17 protein-coding genes are annotated in these 19,496 nt (G+C 34.7%); 8 read left to right on the plus strand and 9 right to left on the minus strand.

The features are described from left to right. Positions 1 to 21 precede the first annotated feature (21 nt). From MTQ00_RS18505 to MTQ00_RS18520, 4 genes are all read right to left on the minus strand, one after another. Positions 22 to 498 (minus strand): hypothetical protein, encoded by a 477-nt coding sequence (locus MTQ00_RS18505; RefSeq protein ID WP_273650584.1) that lies wholly within the window; start codon positions 496 to 498, stop codon positions 22 to 24. A gap of 9 nt (positions 499 to 507) precedes the next feature. Then, entirely contained in the window at positions 508 to 1,509 is a 1,002-nt protein-coding gene (locus tag MTQ00_RS18510) for a cell wall anchor protein (protein ID WP_273650585.1), read from the minus strand. A gap of 501 nt (positions 1,510 to 2,010) precedes the next feature. Beyond that, a complete protein-coding gene (locus MTQ00_RS18515) occupies positions 2,011 to 2,730 on the minus strand; it encodes a hypothetical protein (protein WP_273650586.1) in 720 nt (239 codons plus the stop codon). Further along, positions 2,727 to 3,164, minus strand: a complete 438-nt coding sequence (locus tag MTQ00_RS18520; protein ID WP_273650587.1) for a hypothetical protein — start codon at positions 3,162 to 3,164, stop codon at positions 2,727 to 2,729. Before MTQ00_RS18520 ends, MTQ00_RS18515 begins: the two co-directional genes overlap by 4 nt. A gap of 97 nt (positions 3,165 to 3,261) precedes the next feature. Between MTQ00_RS18520 and folE the strand changes: the two genes are divergently transcribed. The 8 genes from folE to MTQ00_RS18560 all read left to right on the plus strand — a co-directional run bounded on the left by folE (position 3,262) and on the right by MTQ00_RS18560 (position 12,521). Beyond that, on the plus strand, positions 3,262 to 3,927 hold the full coding sequence (gene folE, locus MTQ00_RS18525) for a GTP cyclohydrolase I FolE (protein ID WP_172284379.1): 666 nt from the start codon (positions 3,262 to 3,264) through the stop codon (positions 3,925 to 3,927). 5 nt (positions 3,928 to 3,932) lie between these two features. Then, a complete protein-coding gene (locus MTQ00_RS18530) occupies positions 3,933 to 4,364 on the plus strand; it encodes a DinB family protein (protein ID WP_273650588.1) in 432 nt (143 codons plus the stop codon). Positions 4,365 to 4,516: 152 nt separating this feature from the next. Then, positions 4,517 to 5,983 (plus strand): cysteine--tRNA ligase, encoded by a 1,467-nt coding sequence (cysS, locus tag MTQ00_RS18535; RefSeq protein ID WP_273650589.1) that lies wholly within the window; start codon positions 4,517 to 4,519, stop codon positions 5,981 to 5,983. A gap of 233 nt (positions 5,984 to 6,216) precedes the next feature. Then, on the plus strand, positions 6,217 to 7,383 hold the full coding sequence (locus tag MTQ00_RS18540; protein WP_273650590.1) for a T9SS type A sorting domain-containing protein: 1,167 nt from the start codon (positions 6,217 to 6,219) through the stop codon (positions 7,381 to 7,383). Positions 7,384 to 7,507: 124 nt separating this feature from the next. Next, entirely contained in the window at positions 7,508 to 10,162 is a 2,655-nt protein-coding gene (locus MTQ00_RS18545; protein ID WP_273650591.1) for a 4-alpha-glucanotransferase, read from the plus strand. A 139-nt stretch (positions 10,163 to 10,301) separates the two neighbouring features. After that, a complete protein-coding gene (locus tag MTQ00_RS18550) occupies positions 10,302 to 11,255 on the plus strand; it encodes a hypothetical protein (protein WP_273650592.1) in 954 nt (317 codons plus the stop codon). A gap of 184 nt (positions 11,256 to 11,439) precedes the next feature. After that, complete coding sequence (locus MTQ00_RS18555) at positions 11,440 to 11,886, plus strand: hypothetical protein (RefSeq protein WP_273650593.1); 447 nt, start codon at positions 11,440 to 11,442, stop codon at positions 11,884 to 11,886. A 125-nt stretch (positions 11,887 to 12,011) separates the two neighbouring features. Beyond that, positions 12,012 to 12,521 (plus strand): ferritin, encoded by a 510-nt coding sequence (locus tag MTQ00_RS18560; RefSeq protein WP_172284366.1) that lies wholly within the window; start codon positions 12,012 to 12,014, stop codon positions 12,519 to 12,521. Positions 12,522 to 12,596: 75 nt separating this feature from the next. Here the strand turns inward: MTQ00_RS18560 and MTQ00_RS18565 are convergent, their stop codons facing one another. The 5 genes from MTQ00_RS18565 to MTQ00_RS18585 are packed head-to-tail and all read right to left on the minus strand — an operon-like array spanning position 12,597 to position 19,270. After that, complete coding sequence (locus MTQ00_RS18565) at positions 12,597 to 13,067, minus strand: hypothetical protein (RefSeq protein ID WP_172284364.1); 471 nt, start codon at positions 13,065 to 13,067, stop codon at positions 12,597 to 12,599. Between the two features lie 60 nt (positions 13,068 to 13,127). Continuing rightward, positions 13,128 to 13,775 (minus strand): XAC2610-related protein, encoded by a 648-nt coding sequence (locus tag MTQ00_RS18570; protein WP_273650594.1) that lies wholly within the window; start codon positions 13,773 to 13,775, stop codon positions 13,128 to 13,130. A gap of 2 nt (positions 13,776 to 13,777) precedes the next feature. Then, complete coding sequence (locus tag MTQ00_RS18575) at positions 13,778 to 14,395, minus strand: hypothetical protein (protein WP_273650595.1); 618 nt, start codon at positions 14,393 to 14,395, stop codon at positions 13,778 to 13,780. 5 nt (positions 14,396 to 14,400) lie between these two features. After that, positions 14,401 to 18,462: a PAAR-like protein gene (locus tag MTQ00_RS18580; protein ID WP_273650596.1), complete on the minus strand. Its 4,062-nt coding sequence runs from the start codon at positions 18,460 to 18,462 to the stop codon at positions 14,401 to 14,403. Positions 18,463 to 18,466: 4 nt separating this feature from the next. Beyond that, complete coding sequence (locus MTQ00_RS18585) at positions 18,467 to 19,270, minus strand: hypothetical protein (protein ID WP_273650597.1); 804 nt, start codon at positions 19,268 to 19,270, stop codon at positions 18,467 to 18,469. Positions 19,271 to 19,496 lie beyond the last annotated feature (226 nt).

Raw genomic sequence — 19,496 nt, forward strand, 5'->3', positions numbered from 1 at the left:
TAATTTTTCTTGTCTAAACAACTACCTTTTTGTAACATTCCTGCTGAAGATTCTTCCGTCTTTTAAGGTAAACTGAAGGATATATACTCCCCAATCGTAGCCGGACATATTGATTTTAATCTCTTTATTAAGATCAGGCATGTTTTGCTTCCGGAATTTCCAGTTGATGGTGTTGTGTTGATATAGTGCTACAGATTCAATAAGACCATCTGCTTCGTTGGTCCAGTCTATAGTAAGAATATCGTTCACAGGAACCGGATAAAGCCTGATTTGTTTCCAGAATGTTTTTTCATCCATGGCTGGATTTTGCTGCAACGGAGCTATGGTTCTGGTTTCCTGACTTTCTTTCTTTGTTTCATCTGAAGCCTTTTTACTCGTGTTATTAGTACCACGATATCGCTGGTTTCCAGCCTCATCGTATTTGAAATAAACTTCAGTTTGCGAAAAACCAAAGAATCCCATAAGTAAGGCAGAGAAGGAAAATATTTTTCTTTTCATAAGTTGCATTTACTTGATTTTTCCTGAAAAAAGAGACTTTAATTGTTTTTCTAGTTGCTTTATTTTTTCAGATTGAAATTTTAATTGTTTGTTTTGTTCAATAGAATATAGTGTCAGCTCTTCAATTTTTTCCAGTAGCTTGGCGTCCATCTCACCCACATTGATTCCGTTTTTTACAACTTCTTCAGCGGAAGGAATATTGGGCAAATACCCTTTTTGTTCAATATGTTTTTCGACTTCTTCCAACGAACGAAGGTGATAATCTTTCCCGAAGACATAATCAGCCCATCCATTGGTAGAAGGAACTTCAATCTTTACTTTTTCTGTTTTTATTCCGTCTTTTACAAATAAGCGATATTCATTACAGTCACTACAGGCGGAGAGTGCAGTATTATTCCATGAAGTTCCGATAAGGACCTTACCATTTGCTCGTACAGTGAACACGTATTTTGCCCAATCCCCTTGTGTATGGGGAGAAGAAAGTGTAAGCAATCCTACATCATTAGATTGATAGTGGTCATATACAAGCCACATCAGGTCCATTCCTGAACTTACATTTTGTACTGTACTTCTTACCTGAACACCATCACTGTTGATATTGGTGTAAAATTGAGCTCTTCCATAGTTTTTAAAAGCAATATTAGGGTCTGTTGGACCTCCGATGGCTACTGCACCTTCACTTGATTCGATAAGAAATTTGCCCCATTTGCTCCATTTGGGATCATTCGGGAGAGCATTTCTATAAAATACACCTCCATCATTAAAATTGATCTGGTGATTTTTATTTCCTGAATTTCCTGACCATGGAGCTATAGTTAGTAATCCTGAAAATTTTCCGGCGCCGGGTGCTTCAATGATAGCTCTGTCCTTAAATTCAGCTTTAAATTCACGATTATATTCAGATGGAAGTGGATTTACATTTCTTGTATCCTGAACCTGAAGATTAGCGGCCTGCTGTGCAAAATATAACTGAGTGAATAAAATAATGCCAGTGAGTAAACTTTTTTTCATTATTGGATGTTTTATTACGATAGTTGTAGATTTAAATATACTTTTGGGTATAATGGTTAGATGGTCCTGATTTTTGAATCAGAATCATTAAAAGGATTAAGTCCATAAAAAATTAAAGGGAATAAACCTTTAAAAATGGAAAGTCATTAGAAATACATTTTATCTGTTAAAATGTATAGGGGAAATTATTTTTCATGCAGTGATCAAATTTTATTTGTGTTTTTGCAAACATATAAAATGTTCACTATATGTAGATTTAAAACACGTAACAATTTGATATTCTGGTCTGTATTTGTAATTTATTTAAAAAAATAAAGAAAAAAATAAATCTGGATTTTTAAAATTTTGAAAAATATTCATAGAATGGAATGGGCTTTTAGCAAAAAAATGCTAAGTAGATTGTTGTTTATCTCCAAAAAAAATGTTCAGGAGATTATAGCAGAGTTTAATACATTAAAAAAAGCCATCAGTTTCCATTTCTGGAAACGTTCTGAAATAGAACTAAAGTATAGGATGCCTTTCAAAAGGTTTGTTCCTATCAAAAAGATACCGATAGGTAATTAACTTTCTGGTCACAGTAGTATCGAGAGTTTCTGCAATTTTTATCATTTTCGGATTAAAGTCTCCGATCCATTGAAGCTCGGTTACTTTAAAATCTGTATGTTTTCTCAGATGCTGGGTTCCTTCCCAGATCATATATCCATCGATTCCTTTCCTTTGCCATTCGGGAATAACGCCGAAAACCAATCCGACCATTTTTTCATTTTTTTTGAATGTTTTGTACCAAAGGAACTTCAATTTTTCTATACATCCGAACTTTCCGTTGAGGTATCTGATCCATTGATTCACGTCCGGAATATTCATCCACATGGCAATCGGCTTTTCATTTTCATAAACGAACCATGAAATATGTTCGTTGATAATAGGTTTCATAGTTTTGAACATTTTCAGCACCTTGCCTTCTTCCAGTCTTTTTCCTTCTCCATGCGCTGCCCAGGCACTATTATAAACCTCCGTGAAATCTTTTGCAAATTTTTCCAGATTATTTTTTTTCATAGGCTGTGCAGAGATGGACGGATTTCGGCGGTGCTTTTCATGCATTACCCTAAATACCCGTGAAACGTCCGCGAAAATAGGTCTTGAAAAGCAGAGCTGTTCAAAATATAACCTGAATCCATAATTTTCAAAGAGATCTTTGTAATAAGGAAAATTATAGTTCATGCCAAATAAGGGAGGTGAAAATCCATCTGAAAGGAGACCCCAGAATTTATCTCTTTCTCCAAAATTAATAGGTCCATCCATTGCCTCCATACCTCTTTCGTGCAGCCAGTTTTTACAATAATCAAAATAAAATTAGCTGTTTCCTGATCATTAATGCAGTCGAAAAAACCTAATCCTCCGGTTGGCTGATCCTGCTTGTAGAAAGTATTGATAAAAACAGCGACCTTTCCAACAGTCTGATTGTTTTTATTTTTAAACAAAAATCTTTGGCACTCACCGGTTTTGAAAAATTTATTCTTACTGGGATCGAAAACTTCTTCGATATCTTTGTCTAAAGGTCTGATGTAATTTTTATCGTGCTGATAAAGTACAGCTGGAAACTGCAGAAATTCTTTTTTTTGTTCTTGATCCTGTACTTCTTCAACAATAATCATAAATTTTATAAAAATAGAGGGTGAAAGATAATGTTTTTGGTTTCAATTGAAATCAATGAATCGATTTTATCCGTATTTTTGTTGCAAATTATAAAAAATGGTTGATTTTACTGATAACGACGATGATATTTTCACTGGAAAAGAACATACGCCTATAAGGGAAGATGCTTTTGATAAATCGCCACAGGAAAAGATAGAAAAGATTACCCAGCTTTTTGGGGAAATTATGGAAACTTTGGGAATGGATATGACGGATGACTCCTTAAAAGATTCTCCCAAACGTGTTGCAAAAATGTACGTGAATGAAATTTTTGGTGGACTACTTCCGGAAAACAAACCGGGAATTTCTACTTTTTCCAATAAATATAAGTACCGCCAGATGTTGGTGGAAAAAGATATTACAGTATATTCGTTCTGTGAGCATCATTTTTTACCAATCATTGGAAAGGCACATGTTGCCTATATTTCAAATGGTGAGGTAATTGGTCTTTCAAAAATTAACAGGATTGTAGACTATTATGCAAAGAGACCTCAGGTTCAGGAAAGACTTACAATGCAAATTGTAAATGCCCTTAAAGAAGCTTTGGGAACAAAAGATGTAGCGTGTATCATTGATGCGAAACATCTTTGTGTGAACTGCAGAGGAATTAAAGATACGGCAAGTTCTACGATTACGGCAGAATTAAGTGGAATATTCAGGACTAATCCTATTACCAGACAGGAATTCCTGCACTATGTAGGAAGCCATACGACTTTGGATTAATCGAAATGGATTATCAGATTTTAAAAGATACCGTTGAGTCGGAGATGAAAAGATTTGGGATGATTTCTGAAGAAGAATGGAGTTACAAATTTTCTGCTGATAAGTGGTCCAAAAAAGAAATTTTAGGTCATCTTTGTGATAGTGCACTAACCAATATCAGGAGATTTGTGGTTACCCAATACAAGGAAAATGAAAATATAGTGTACGATCAGAATTTTTGGGTGAAAGCTCAGAACTATCAAAATATTCCGATAGCTGACGTGATCAATCTTTGGAAATATCTCAATCTTCAGATCGTGAATGTTGTTGAAAATATGCCGGATGAGGTTTTGCATAAAAATTGTGATACTTCAAAGACAGAGCAGAGAGTGTATACGCTGGAGTATCTGATTCAGGATTATATGGATCATTTGCAGCACCATTTAAAAACAATTTAATAATGATAAAATTTAAAAAAGTTTCAGATAAAATTTTTGTAACCACAATTATTTGTTGTTGCCAGAAATGCTTTTGTTAAAAGGTCACAATCTTTTAATACTAAAACTTTAAACTAAATTATAAATCATTAAATCTTTTAATTTTAAAATCAATGCAATTAAAAATATATAATTCGCTAACTGCTGAAAAAGAAATTTTCAAACCTATTTTAGAAGGAAACATTGGGATGTATGTTTGTGGCCCGACGGTTTATAGCAATGTACACTTAGGAAATGTAAGAACGTTCCTTTCCTTCGATTTTATTTACCGTACTTTAATGCATTTAGGGTATAAAGTAAGATATGTTAGAAATATTACAGACGCGGGACACCTTACTGATGATGGGAATGTAGATAATGACCGGTTTGTAAAGCAAACCCGTCTTGAAAAATTAGAGCCTATGGAGATCGTACAGAAATATACTGTGGATTTTCATAAAGTTTTAGATATGTTCAATCTTTTGCCTCCTAATATTGAGCCTACGGCGACCGGGCATATTGTAGAGCAGATTGAGCTGACTCAAAAGTTAATTGAAAGAGGTTTTGCATATGAAAGTAATGGTTCTGTTTATTTCGATGTTCTGGAGTATAATAAAAGAGGATTGAATTACGGGGAACTTTCAAAACGTAATATAGAAGAACTGTTTGCTAATACCCGTGATCTGGACGGGCAAGGGGAAAAGAAAAACCCACAGGATTTTGCACTTTGGAAAAAAGCGTCGCCTGCTCATATCATGAGATGGAATTCTCCTTGGGGAGAAGGCTTTCCGGGATGGCACCTGGAATGTACTGCAATGAGTACTAAATACCTCGGTGAGAAATTTGATATTCACGGTGGTGGAATGGATCTTAAGTTCCCACATCATGAATGTGAGATTGCACAAGGTAAAGCCTGCAATTATGTAGCTCCGGTTAATTACTGGATGCATGCCAATATGTTAACTATGAACAGCCAGCGGATGAGTAAATCAACAGGAAACTATATCCTGCCGATGCAGCTGGTTTCCGGTGAAAATGATTTCTTTGAGAAGCCTTTTCACCCGTCAATCGTACGATTTTGCTTCCTTCAGGCTCATTACAGAAGTGTCCTGGACATTTCTAATGATGCTATGATTGCCAGTGAGAAAGGATTTATCAGGCTGATGGAAGCCGTAAAAGTGCTGAATTCTGTTGTGCCGGATGATATTAAAGAATCAGGTTTCAATCTTAAAGAGTGGAAGGAGAAGGCTTATGACGCGCTGACAGATGATTTTAACTCACCAATACTGATCGCGCATTTGTTTGAAGCGGTGAAATTTATTTTTGCTTTGAATGATGGGAAAGAAACTATTTCTACTGAGGATCTTGCTGATTTAAAATCTACTTTACATGCTTTTATTTTTGATGTTTTGGGCCTACAGCCTATTGAAGAAAATAATAATGAAAAGCTTGATCAGACCTTACAGGTTCTGATTGAATTAAGAAATCAAGCCAGAAAATCTAAAAACTTTGAGCTTTCAGACCAGATCAGGGATAAGTTACTTGCTGAAGGAATAGAGCTAAAAGATGGAAGAGATGGAACTACTTATGTTTTGAATTAAAAGTAGATCTTTTTACATATTACCTCCCACAGGTTTTACGGATTACGCAGCTTTCAAATAGAATGTCTGTTCAAATCAGTAGAATCTGTGGGATTTTTTTATTTGAATAAATATTAGATTTAATGAATATGCTAATTAAAGCTACTGATGTATTATTAAATTTTTAAATAATTGTATTTTTTATTATTTAATCTAGAAAATATGTAACTTAGTGATAATAAATCCTATTAATTATGAAAAAATATTTATTCCCTGTCATCTTACTGTTATTAGGAGTGAAAGCTTCCGGGCAGCAAGATTTCTTTGCACTTACCGGAAAAGATACTTCGAGCATTATTTTTAATGATTTCCGGGCCCTGGATGTTATCAATGGAACTTCCGGTGAAACTATGTTGACAGCAGATTCTATGGCAAAAGTATTTTCACATTCGAGAAACGGATCTGTTACTGAGGATAAAAACTCTTATAACCATGCCCAGTCTGCAACAATGGCTGCTTTAGCTTATGATCCGTCGGGAAATAATCTGATATACATGCCGATGTTTTCTTCTAATGTGTATGTTTTAAACAATAAAACCAAAGAAATTACTTTGGTAGAAAACAACGTAACAAGAGTAACTGCGTGTGATATTAATTCCCATATAACGAGAATGGCGACAGGATACGATGGAAATGTTTATGCTATTAATAATGCAGGAACCCAATTCTTACAAATTACCAGAACAGGTAATCAATATTCGGTTCATGACCTGGGAATTATTAAAGATGATATATCCAACGGAAAGAATTCTTTTACAACTATTGAAACAGGTTTTGGTGGAGATATGATTGCTGATGCAGACGGTAATTTCTATGTTTTTTCGACATCAGGAAATGTCTTTAAGATTCTGAAAAAAGAACTTAAGGCAAGGTTTATAGGGAAGATCACCGGTCTACCTGAAAATTATTCAGTGAATGGTTCTGCTGTTAATTCAAAAGGAAAGGTGGTGATTGCAAGTGCAAAGGGGGCCCCATTGTATGAGGTGGATATGCAGACATTAACCGCGGATAAAATCCCCGGAGATCTGAATCTGCATATTTATGACCTGGCAAGTAAGTATTTTGTAAACGATAAATCCGTAAGCTCAAATGTTTTAACCCGCGTAGATATTTATCCTACAAAGGTTAACGAGCATTTTATTACAATAGATATAAATGATCAAAAGATCAAAGAAAATATTATACTTAATGTGTTTGATATGTCTGGTAAAAATGTGATGAAACAAAATATATCTGCTAAAGGAGGAGCCTTAAACCAAAAAGTATTCCTGAATAATTTAGTGGACGGAGCATATATTGTAAATCTTACAGAAGACTCAGGTAAAATATTATTAAATAAGAAGATTATTGTCACTAAATAATATCCTGAATTTTTATGATTTTAAAACCTTTTCAAAGTGACTGAAAAGGTTTTTTTAATGAATATTTGATCTTGAATAAGTTTTGTTTTTCGAGATTATAGTGTATTTTTATAAAAAAATAGAGATGAAATTATACTTTAATGTAGGATACAGCGCGCAAATTGGAGAAGGATTACAGTTGGTGATCAAAGAAGAAGGAGCTGCATCTAAAGTTCATAAAATGTTCTACACAGAAAACGGTTTATGGAAATGTGAGGTGGATTATTTCTCAAAATCTATTTCTTATAAATATCAACATATCAATGAAAGAGGGAATGTCCTGAGGGAAGAGTTTGTATCCCATCATTTGAATTTTCCTCATAATTATAAAGAATTTTTAATCTTTGATGAGTGGAATAATAAGAACTTTCCTGAAAACTATCTCAACAATAAAATTCTTTATAATAAACTTAATCAGTTTATTCCGGAGAAAATTACGGTTCTCAAAAAGCATACTCATTTATTCAGGATTGAAGCTCCTATTTATAACCCGGACTGGCAAGTCGTTCTTTTTGGGAACACTGAATCTTTAGGTAGCTGGGATTATGAAAGGGTAATTCATTTATCCCAAACTGACTTTGGAGTTTGGGAAGCAACAGTGGAAATTCCTGAAAATGAATTTATACAGTATAAATATTGTATTTACGATAAAAGTTTACAGAAAGTTGTCGACGTAGAAACTGGTGAGAATAGATTTACGGTTCCTAATCTTCAGCCTGATGTTTTACAGGTCCTTGCCAACCATTATTTTAAATTTAAATCTTATCAGATGTACCATGATGCAGGAGTTGCAGTTCCTGTATTCTCTTTAAGGAGTGAAGATGGGTTTGGCGTAGGGGAATTTGCTGATATGAAAAAGTTAGCCGAATGGGCACAAAAGACTGATCTTGGTATTATTCAGATTCTGCCTATTAATGATACTACAGCTAATTATTCCTGGACGGATTCCTATCCTTATGCCGCTGTTTCTGTTTATGCTTTACACCCACAATATATTTCACTGGAAAATCTTGATTATGCTTTACCTGATGATTTAGTTGAAGAATATCAGTCAGAAAAAAAAGAATTGAATGCTTTAGAATTGATTGATTATGAAAAAGTAATTGCCGGCAAATGGAAATTTCTGAAAGCTGTTTTTAGCTTGCAGAAGACCAAGATTTATAAAGACAGAAATTTCAAAAAGTTTATAAAAGATAATGAAGGCTGGCTGATTCCTTATTGTGCGTTTTGTGTATTGAGGGATAAATATAAAACGCCCAACTTTAATAACTGGAAAACACACAAAAAATATATTGCCGGAAAAATTGCCCCATTTTTTTCTGCAAAAAGTAAAGATTATGATGATTCGATGCTTCATGCCTGGGTTCAGTATCAACTTCATAAACAACTGAAGGAAACTATAGATCATATTCATAGTTTGGGTGTTTCGGTAAAAGGAGATCTGCCTATTGGTATTTACAGGTATTCTGTAGAAGCCTGGGCTGAACCAGAACTGTTTGGAATGGATTTCCAGGCTGGGGCACCACCTGACCAGTTTACTGAACTGGGACAAAACTGGGAATTTCCAACCTATAACTGGGAAGCCATGAAGAAAGATGATTATCGATGGTGGAAGAACAGGTTTAAAGCTTTGGAGCAGTATTTCGATGCCATGAGAATAGATCATATTTTAGGCTTTTTCAGAATATGGAGAATGCCCATATCCGCCACTCAAGGTATACTCGGATATTTTTATCCAGCTGTTCCTATAGTAGCTGAGGAATTTAAAGCTCTGAACATTCCTTTTAATTTTGAGCGGTATTGTAAGCCTTTTATTAATGACCATATTTTATGGAAGTATTTTGCAGACGAGAGTAGTAAGGTTCTGGAGTTTGTAAATAAGAATGCCGATGGAACGTACTCATTTAAAAAAGAGTTTGATACACAAAGGAAATTATCGGACTATTTCAAAAAAAATAAGGAGAATTCCTTTTTGGAAGAAAGGCTTCTTTCTCTTTGCGCAAATGTTTTGTTTGTGACAGAAGAGAGAAATGGGAAAACTGTGTATCATCCAAGATTCAATGTATACAATACGGATTCTTATTTTTATTTGTCTGATTGGGAGAAGAATTCGATCTATAATTTGTATCATGACTATTTTTTCAGAAGGCAAGACCACCTTTGGTACGAAAAGGCCATGGAAAAATTACCTATGATACTTAACGCAACAAAAATGTTGATCTGTGGGGAAGATTTAGGAATGGTTCCTGCTTGTGTGCCTGTAGTGATGGATGAGCTCGGTATTATAGCTCTAAAAGTCCAGCGTATGCCTTCGGATGATATTCCATTCTATAATCCCAAAATTGCAAATTATATGAATGTGGTTACGGCATCATCACATGATAGCTCAACTTTACGGCAATGGTGGAAGGAGGATCCGGATTTAACTCAAAAATATTTTAATAATCAGCTGATACAATATGGAAAGGCTCCAAAAGACCTTAACGCTTATTTGGCGGAAATCATTATGAAGCAGCATTTGTACAATGATGCTATGCTGGCGGTTTTTCCTCTTCAGGAATATTTAGCGACTGATGAAGAGCTTGTAAACCCTGAAATGGATAATGAAAGAATTAATGATCCTGCTGTTTTTCCTCATTACTGGCGTTACCGCATGCATTTGAACCTAGAAAGCTTAATGGACAAAACTGCATTTAATGAAAAAATCAGTCACTGGGTAAAAGATAGTGGTCGGAAGTAAGATTTAACAATTGATTATCAATTAATTAATGATATTTTAAAAGAAGTTGAATGAAAAGATTTAACTTCTTTTTTTTATTCGTATCAAAGAAATAGAATAGAGATATTCTACTATATATTAACCAATTAACGCTATTGAGATGAAAAATATACTTTTAGGATTTGCACTGGGTTTGGCGACTTTGTCGTTCGGCCAGCAGTATCCACATAACGGATGGGATGATGATGGGTATGATAATAATAACGGATACTACAGCAACCAGGACGATCAGAATTATTTCCCTGATGATTACTATTACAACTATCCTCAGGACTATTATCCTAATGCTTATTACCAAAGCTACTACAATGATTACAGGAACAGTATCATCAATGTAAACTGGAATGTATTCTTTGCTCAAAACAGATTAAACCGGTGGCAGATTGATCAGATCTTATATCTGAATAATCTTTACTCCAGTTTTGCAAGCTGGAATAACTTCTACAGGTACAATCCGGACAGATGGTATTATGATAGATTTTATGCAATGCAAAGAATTTTAGGACCAAGGGTTTTCGTTGTTTTCCAAAACAATTACTATCACGGCTCAAGTCCTATTGTTTACTTTCAAAACTACAGAAGAAGCTATTATGTTCCAAGATATGCGGTGATGCCACGTTACAGAAATATAAACATCAATGTTTATAGAGTAGATAGGGCAAGATTCCGAAGAATGGATAATCCTACTCTTAAAGTTGTTTCCACTAGAAACTACTCTGGCTTTAGAGATAATGACAACAGAAATCAGGGAAACAATGGATTCAGAAGTCAGGGAGGTTTCAGGAATCAGGATAACAATGTTAGAAATAATAGCGGATTCAGAAGTGATAATAATATAAACAGAGAAAGATCCGGAAACAGTGGATTCCGTACAAACCGAAATCAGGATGCCGTAAGGGACAATGGACCGAGAAGAGAAAACAATAATGGTTTCAGGAACGGAGGAGGAGAAGGATTCAGACAACAAAGAACTGAAAACTCCGGTTTTAGAAAGCAAAATAATGGAAACGACAACAGAGGTTCCGGATTCAGACAAAAACTGGCAAATAATTAATTTTCATATATTATATTTAAGTGGTGTGAAGGGCAGGTTTTTATAATCTGTCCTTTTTTAATGCTATGTTTTTATTTTATGATTTTTATACTTTAAATTAACATTTTTTATGAATATTTTCATTTAACTTCTGTTTTGTTTGATTATCAAAAAGATGTATAACAATTAATTAAAGATATAAAAAATGAAAAAATTAATTTTAGCAATAGCTTTTATCGGAATGGGAAGCTTTGCAATGGCTCAACAAACAACTCCACAGGATCAGCAGGCAAAAAAGGCTGAAATGCAGCAAAAAATGCAACAAAGAGAACAGGAGCGCCTGGATCAGATGCAGAAAGATCTTAATCTAAACCAGAATCAGGTTGCTCAGATTAAAGACCTTCAGGCTAAGAGAAAAGCGGAAATGATGGCTGATTTCGAAAAGAATAAAGGAGAGAGACAAGCGAAGATGGAGGAAATGAAAGCCAAAAGAGCACAAATGGATGCGGATATGAAAAAGATATTAACTCCAGAGCAGTATGATAAATGGCAGGCTGATAGAAAAGCTAAAATGGAAAAAAGAAAGGCAGAAATGAAAGACAGAAAAATGATGGTTAAGCCGATGCCTGCAGGTACTGCGAATGCAAATTGATAGTTTATAATTGTGTTTTTTTAATGTGTTGAGGACGGAAGTAATTCCGTCCTTTTTACATTAATTTTCATTAATTTTTTTGAAATCGGGCTTTAATTCCGTAATTTTGAATATAATCTTTTATTATGGTAAGCGAAAAAATTGCAAAATTAATCAACGAACAAATAGCCCACGAACAATATGCCGCACAATATTACCTTTCAATGTCTGCTTGGTTTTCAAGTAAGGATCTTGACGGGATTGCCAATTATTTCAGGGTTCAGAGTAAGGAAGAATTAATGCATGCAGATAAGATGTTTGATTATTTAAATGATGTAGGAGGAGAAATCATTATCGGAGAAATTCCAAAACCACCTCATGAGTTTGATAATGCAACAGATATTTTTGAAAAAGCACTTGAACACGAAAAAATAGTAACTAAAAGTATTTTCAATATTGTAAAGAATGCAAATGATGAGGGGGATTTTGCAACAACTTCTTTTTTACAGTGGTTTATTAATGAGCAGGTAGAGGAAGAGGCAAGCGCATCTCAATTGGTTACTAAAATCAAAATGGTTTGTGATAATCCTTCGGCATTATATCTTTTTGATCAGGAATTAGCTCAAAGAGTTTTTGTTCCTGCTGCAGATGCATAAGACTTAATAGCTTTAAATATAAAAGAGTGAACCTTATCCAAGTTCACTCTTTTTTATTTTTACAATATGATGTTTCTATTTTGATACTTTTAAAAAGATTTGTTGATGGTCTTGATTAATATCGATGGTTGGAAATTTTTTATCATAATCAATAACGATATCTCCTTTATCTTCAACTCCGTTTCCATCGGAATCCCAATTAATCGTAACGTAATATTTTACCGGATCTCCTTTCTTTACTTCCGGTTTAATTAGACTTTCGGGGTTGTTAGGTACAGGAAGTTCAATGGTAAAAGGAATTTTTTCCTGTGAATATTCTTTCTCTGCGATCAAGGTTGCCGGTACATCAGCCATATTAGCAGGTACCCCATACAAATTAACTTTAAGCTTTGCATTTTTGGGAATTACATTGTCTGTACCTGTAAACTCGATTTTTACATTTTTTCCCTGAGAAGCTTTATCTGTTGCTATTGCTTCTTTTTTGGGAGCATTGCAACTTACCAGCAGTAGGGCGCCCAGACTCATTAAGGTTATAAATTGTTTCATCTTAAATTTGTTTTAGAAACTAAATTTATGAAAAAAAAACACAAGTAGGGATATATTTTATTAACGTTTCATATCCTGCTCTTTTGAAGACAGAATATTCCACTTGGTTTCCTTTAGTTGAAAAATGGTAGTATTTATTTTACAGCAACCTAATGGCGCAATGGTTGTCAAAGTTTTATTGTTACTATCTATAATTTTTGGAAAGGCTCCTTCGTTTAAAGGAAATTCTTTATTCATTTTAAATGTGCTATCATTTTTATCCTGGAAAAAGTAAGAGTATACAGGTCCACCATTGCCTCCGGAGTCATACAGAATGGCAAAATCTTCAAGCTGATCAAAGTTAAAATCAGCAATGATAAAATCATGATAGTTTTCGATTCCTTCTTTTATTTTTTCTCCGGATAAGAAATAATTAATTCTGTTTAAACTCAAAGAATCTTCAACGACAGGCCACGTCCCTGGTGTATACATGATTTCCTGGAAATCCTTATTATTTTTAAAGATGTTAATTTTTAATTGAACAGGTCTGTTTTCGTCATCTTTAGCAGCAACACTAACCTTAAAATCAAAATTTTCATTTTTAGATGTTTTGACTTCTTTTTTTTCTGTTGTAGGGTTTCCTGAGCCTTGTCCTTTTTCAGGGGTAGGCTTACTGCAATTTATAAAGAAAATGGAAGTTAATATAATACTTAATAGGGTTGTTTTCATTCTTACATTAAAAGGTTTAAGTATATTTTTAATTGATCATTACTGCGCCATTCGATCCAAAATATTTGGTTATTTCTGGTTATGTTTTTAACCTGTAACCAAGTGTCCTGGATTTTCAGTACTTCGATTTCATCATCAGATTTCCAGTTTTTTATATCTAGTATTTTGCCATTAATTGCTTCACGCGGAGGATTTTTTTTAGGATCCTTCGTTTCAATACTAGTTATCTGATTCTCCAAAAAATCCTTCCAGCTATAAAATAAATAGTTTTCTGAAGGTTTTATATAGGCATAATTATTTTTGGATGTTACTACCTTGTAAAACTTATCATTTTTTTCTACACAGCTGAAGAAAAGAATACCATAATCTGCCTTATTAAGAAGAGGAATAATATCTTTTCCTGGTTGTGCTTTTTTTATTTTAATATGAGATAAGGATTTATCAGTATACAGAACAATATCCTTATCCGTTTTTACTAATTGTACCAGACCTATCCCAATAGTTTGTATTAAATCATCATTCTGATAATTTAGCGCTCTTTTCTCCTGGCTTTTAAAATTATTAAAAAATAATAAAACAAACGCTATGAGTGTATAAAGGGAAAAATTTGTTTTTATCATATTTGTTATCTTAATCCTAAATGGAAATGATCCTGGTGAACTGAAGTCGCCTTACCGGTAGTATGCTTGATATCTTTTTTATAAGCATAGTTTTTATTAAAGCCCCATTTGGTTCCCACCAGGAGTATATTTTCCAAAACTTCAATAAATTTCTCTTCTGTTTTATAGGCTTCTTTTGCATCACTCCATAAAGTTTGGCCACCGTTTGAACTACCCGGATATCTTATGTCGATGTCATTTCCTGCTTCATTATGTCCGGAGTGTCCTATATTTCGTCCATCATTTGCAGATATATCATTGAAATACAAGGTTTCAGAAAAATTATTTTTAGGTAATGAATAAAAGAATCCTAATAATGCTGCACATACATCTTCCGCAACCCAGTTATCGCCTCCTCTGTCTCTCGTTCCGAATCTACCCCAATTAGGTCCTGTCTCTGGAAAAGGTAATAGGTTATGCTCATTTTTCTCCAGTGTAATTGTTTTCACTAATTGGTTATTGTCATAGATATCATATTGGTATTTTTTAGATGTATCGCATTTCATAACCTTAGGGCAAGTGTATTTATCTACATCAATTTTGTATTTATTAATATCTCCTGCCACTGCTTTAACTTCGTCACAACACTTTTCACCAAATTCTTTGAGAAATCCTTTTTTAAGATGTAAATGATTTGTTGGCCCTTTTAATTCTTCCTGATAGAATTGCTCATATTTTTTCAAAACATGATCAAGTGCTTCTTCTCTTTGACCATATCCTGCTCCCGGTAAACTTGCCCACTCAGTTCTACACTTACTGATGGCTCCTTTGATATCGTCTTTCTTAATTAAATCTAATGCTTTTTTCTTTTCTTTAATCAGGTATACACAATATTTATCCTGGCTTTCAGGTGAAAAATCTGTGATACCATGATTGGTTCTCCATGTTGCAAAACCATTATCCTGCCAATTCTTTTTTGTAATCTGGTAGGCTCCGGCGGCTGAAGAATAGTCATTTATTTGATCTATCCAGACCATTACCTTAGGGTGGTCACTGAAATCTTTTCCATGATCTTTTAATGTACTTCCTCCTACAATTCTTGAATAACCTCCTTCATCCTGTGTACCTTCACCCACCCTTAGCATTCTCATGAATGCTCTTACTTTTGCTTCACATTCACATACTCCGTCTTCATTTTTTCCTGTTGATAAGGATTCTCTTCCAACTTTTACCGCAGCTTTGTTTTCTACCATATTAGGAAGGCTGGCAGTTGCATATAAGATAGCCATATCGGAATGATCAAGATACACTGCCCTTTCCTTGGCTTCTTTTCCTTCTCCTTCTGTTACCTTGATAATGGCGGAAATTTTAAAATAATTTTTAGGCTTTCCTAATTTCGCAGGATCAACTTTTAATATAAGCTCACCTTTTTTATTGATTTTGCCTGTTTGTGTATTGAAAAAAGTCTCTTTAGAAAATTTTTCTTTTACGTCTTTCCAGTCTTTCCATTGTCTAGGACTCCATGCTATTCCGAAATATATGTCTGATTTTGTAATAAAATGCACCTCAACATTTTTGTCTACCATATTGATGGCGTAAATTTTAAAATAGAGCGGAGTGGTGATGGGGGAGTTGTATCTTTTCTCAGTGTCTGATGCATCACAAAAATAAGCATCCACGATTTTGGGAACATCAGAAACTATAAGAGAAGAGGCGAGTGCCTTATCTGCATCCTGAATGATGAGCGAGGGGTTTGTGGATTTCATTTTAAAGAACAATTCTCCTTTTTTAGTTACTCCCTTGCTTTCTATTTTATGTTTTATAGAGTCATCTAACGTGAAAGGCCAGTAAACCGCTGTAGCAGTTTCATTTAAAGTTCCTGTCTTCTCAAAAATAATATTACTTCCCGTGCTGTCATTATCGTATACTTCCAGCTTTACTTCCTCACCTTGTAATCCCTCATATCTTACATAAGCAGATATATCCTGGCCATAGCCGGCCTCTTTTATAATATTCCCGCTGCTTCCGTCATTATCCATCCATTTTGCAGTATCCGCAATTACTTTGGGCTGAATAACATCCAAAGATAAAGGCTTTTCACAATTTCTACCTCCCATACTGCAATTGATAGTATATTTTCCGGGAACTAAAAACTTATATGAAAATTTTTCACCTATGCCTCCTGCCGTAACCGGACCTGTGATCTTCCAGATAATAGGTCCGTCTTTTGAAGCATTGTAATCTTTAATAAGCATCTTGCTTATTTCAAATAAAATATTGACTCCAACTTTTGGTTTTTTATCATATTTTATTTCGGTGACCACATTATTTTTTACTTCGAAGCGCCAGTCGTCATCTTCGTCTTTTGCTCGTTTTCCCGTAGCGTTGGCAACTTTGCTATAGGCTTCCACAACATATTTTCCAGGCACCATAAGCAGATTGCCAGGTATTGTAATGCTTTTACCTGTGCCCTGTAATATTCCGTTTAAATTCCACTTGATCTCTGAAGACTCATCTGAAGTAAGGTCATAAAGAGGATTGTTTCCGAAGTTATATTTCATTTTCGAAACACTGAATGACATGGCGGTTCCCGGTCTTACTACTTCAGCACCATGGCTTATTCCGATTACAGCATTACCCTCAGTTTCTCCGGACATTTGTTTTTCTATAATGCTTCCTGTATCATTTATATACCGGGCGATAATAGTATATTTTGCCTGGGTATTTTGAGGAGTAAACGTCAATGTATCTCCATCTTGAACAGCATCCGTAACAACATTTCCGCTTCCATCAAGTAAAGATAATGTAAGTCTTGATTTTTCTTCTTCAGTGAGATCAGGAATAAAAAATTTAGCTTTAAAGACAGAAGGAACACCCCGTCTGAATTTTCTGTTTTTAGAAGGATCAATCCTTGTCGAAAAATCTCCTGATGTACACTCTATATCGAGCAGAGTGTTTTCTACCACTTCAATATCGATTGAGCATGAAGGGTCACATTTGTCATATTTTCCTTTTTCAAAATCAGGACTTTTAGGCTTCCCATATCCTTCTACTCTGAATTTGCCTGTTTCCGCAAAGCTCTGTGAAAACTCAGTTCCGATTTGTTCTTTGAGAAGAATCCTGTCTTCTTTTTTACCCTGATGATTCTTGTAAATCATCCAGGAGGTAAGCTGCTTGTTTCCGCTCTTCAGGTTGGCTTTGAAATCAGTTTCTTCATTTTTTCGAAGATAAATGATATCTTTTTTACCTTTTGAATCGATTTCTTTAAAATCTTTTCTGTTTTCTATTTTTGTAAGCGTTATAGAAGTAACTACAGGATATTCCTCTTTTTTCTTAGGCTGTGCTACTGCAGGATTTACCATGGCAAGCTCTAAGGGATTGGTATTATCTGCATGTGCGTTACTTACAGAATCGGTCTGTCCATGTTTGTCTATGGTTATTTTGCCCCCAACCATACATTGCAATTCGGATATTTCTGTAAGAGTATTTTTGCCCATTACCTGTGTGCTTTCATAGGTTTTGCTCCATTTGGGTGCTGGAGCCAAAGCGCAAGGCAGGTTGCCTCCGGCAGAGGGCTTAAGGGTACATTTTCCGAAGGTTGCTACCGGTGGATTGAAGGTTTTGTCCTCTTCCGTAGCAGCCAGCTTACTGCTATCGTCATTAAGAACAATTATTTTATGAGTGGTTACTTGAAGGTCAGCGGTTTGTTTTGGATTTTCAGCTTTATCACAAACACATTTTGCATTATGTACGACAAAGTATTTTCCATCGTGATCACTTTTAGCAGCGTTCTCTTCTTTTTTCTGCTCTTCTTCCTTCTTTTTTTCCTCTCCTTGTTTTTGTTCGGCATTTTTTTGTTCTTCAGCAGGGTCGGGTGGAGGAGTTTCTCCATTCATCTCATATATTTCCTCATTTGACGGAGTCAGGAGATTAAACCCCGGATAGGGAACATTCGGAACCTTTGGGTCAGCGCCTGCATTTTGATCATGGTATTGTTTGAGCTTAGTCCAGTCTTTGATACCCAATTTTTTGGCTATATCCTGTAACGTCTCACCGCTCTGTACCTTATATGGGATGGAAGCTGCCATATCGTTATTTTGTTTGTATGGTTATAATGTGTTGGTAATAGAATTTATCTTCTACTTCTATACAGACATCGGTTTCGGCTGATTCAATCCTTGCTGTTTTACCCGTGTAGCTGATATTATGTTTAAAATCTGCATAGAGAGGAACGTTTTCTTTCTCAAAATCAACGGCATATTCATGTTGATGAATATATCTGATAACGTCATTCATAATTTCCTGGGCATTATCTATTTTAGGTTCAAAGAATAGGGTGTTTTTTTCCTTTTCATAGAAAGTTTCTCCCCTCCATTGTGATGTCCCGATCGGAAGTACCTTCCAGGAAGTGTCATATTGCCTTTTATTGTTGAATTTTTGCATACTGGCTTCAGCAACTTTCATGAAATGGAGCTCTCGGATAAATTGCATAAGTTTTTCTTCAGTTTCTGTAGCATTGAAAAAATGATTCCGGATATGATCTGTGCCTTCTCCACTATAAACAGATCGTATTTCTGAGTCCGTTTTTTGTATGCGTTTTTTTATCTGATTTATATTGTGGATGCTAAGTTTGTAGTTTTCTATTTTACAGTGAATAGGAAATAATGCTTCCATATAACTGTTTGATATTTCAAGGAACTTCGTATCTATTTTTTTATTATTTACTTTAAGATTCGTCCTGCTGATAGATACATCATAATCTTCATCCTCTTTGGTTTCTACGTATAATGTATAAGACAGTAAGGCTTCATGTTCCTCTCTTCCTATTTTCACGGTACATTTATCCTGTAAAAAATAAGTGGATGTAGGGAATATGTCAGCTTTAGAAGGTATCATTGCGTTCTTATAAATGTGGTTAGAAAAACATTCCTATTGATGTTAGTGATTAAGAGCTTTTATGGCCTGAGCATTGTTAATCGTATATAATGCAAAAACTGAAATAATACTTAAAATATATAATACAAACAGTATCAATAATTTCATTGTTTTTTGTTGTCCTTTTCCTTTCGTAAACTCAATATCTGAATTAAAAAGAGGATAGGATAAATAAAAGCCATAGCTA

Source organism: Chryseobacterium sp. B21-037, from assembly GCF_028570785.1.
GTDB lineage: Bacteria > Bacteroidota > Bacteroidia > Flavobacteriales > Weeksellaceae > Chryseobacterium > Chryseobacterium proteolyticum.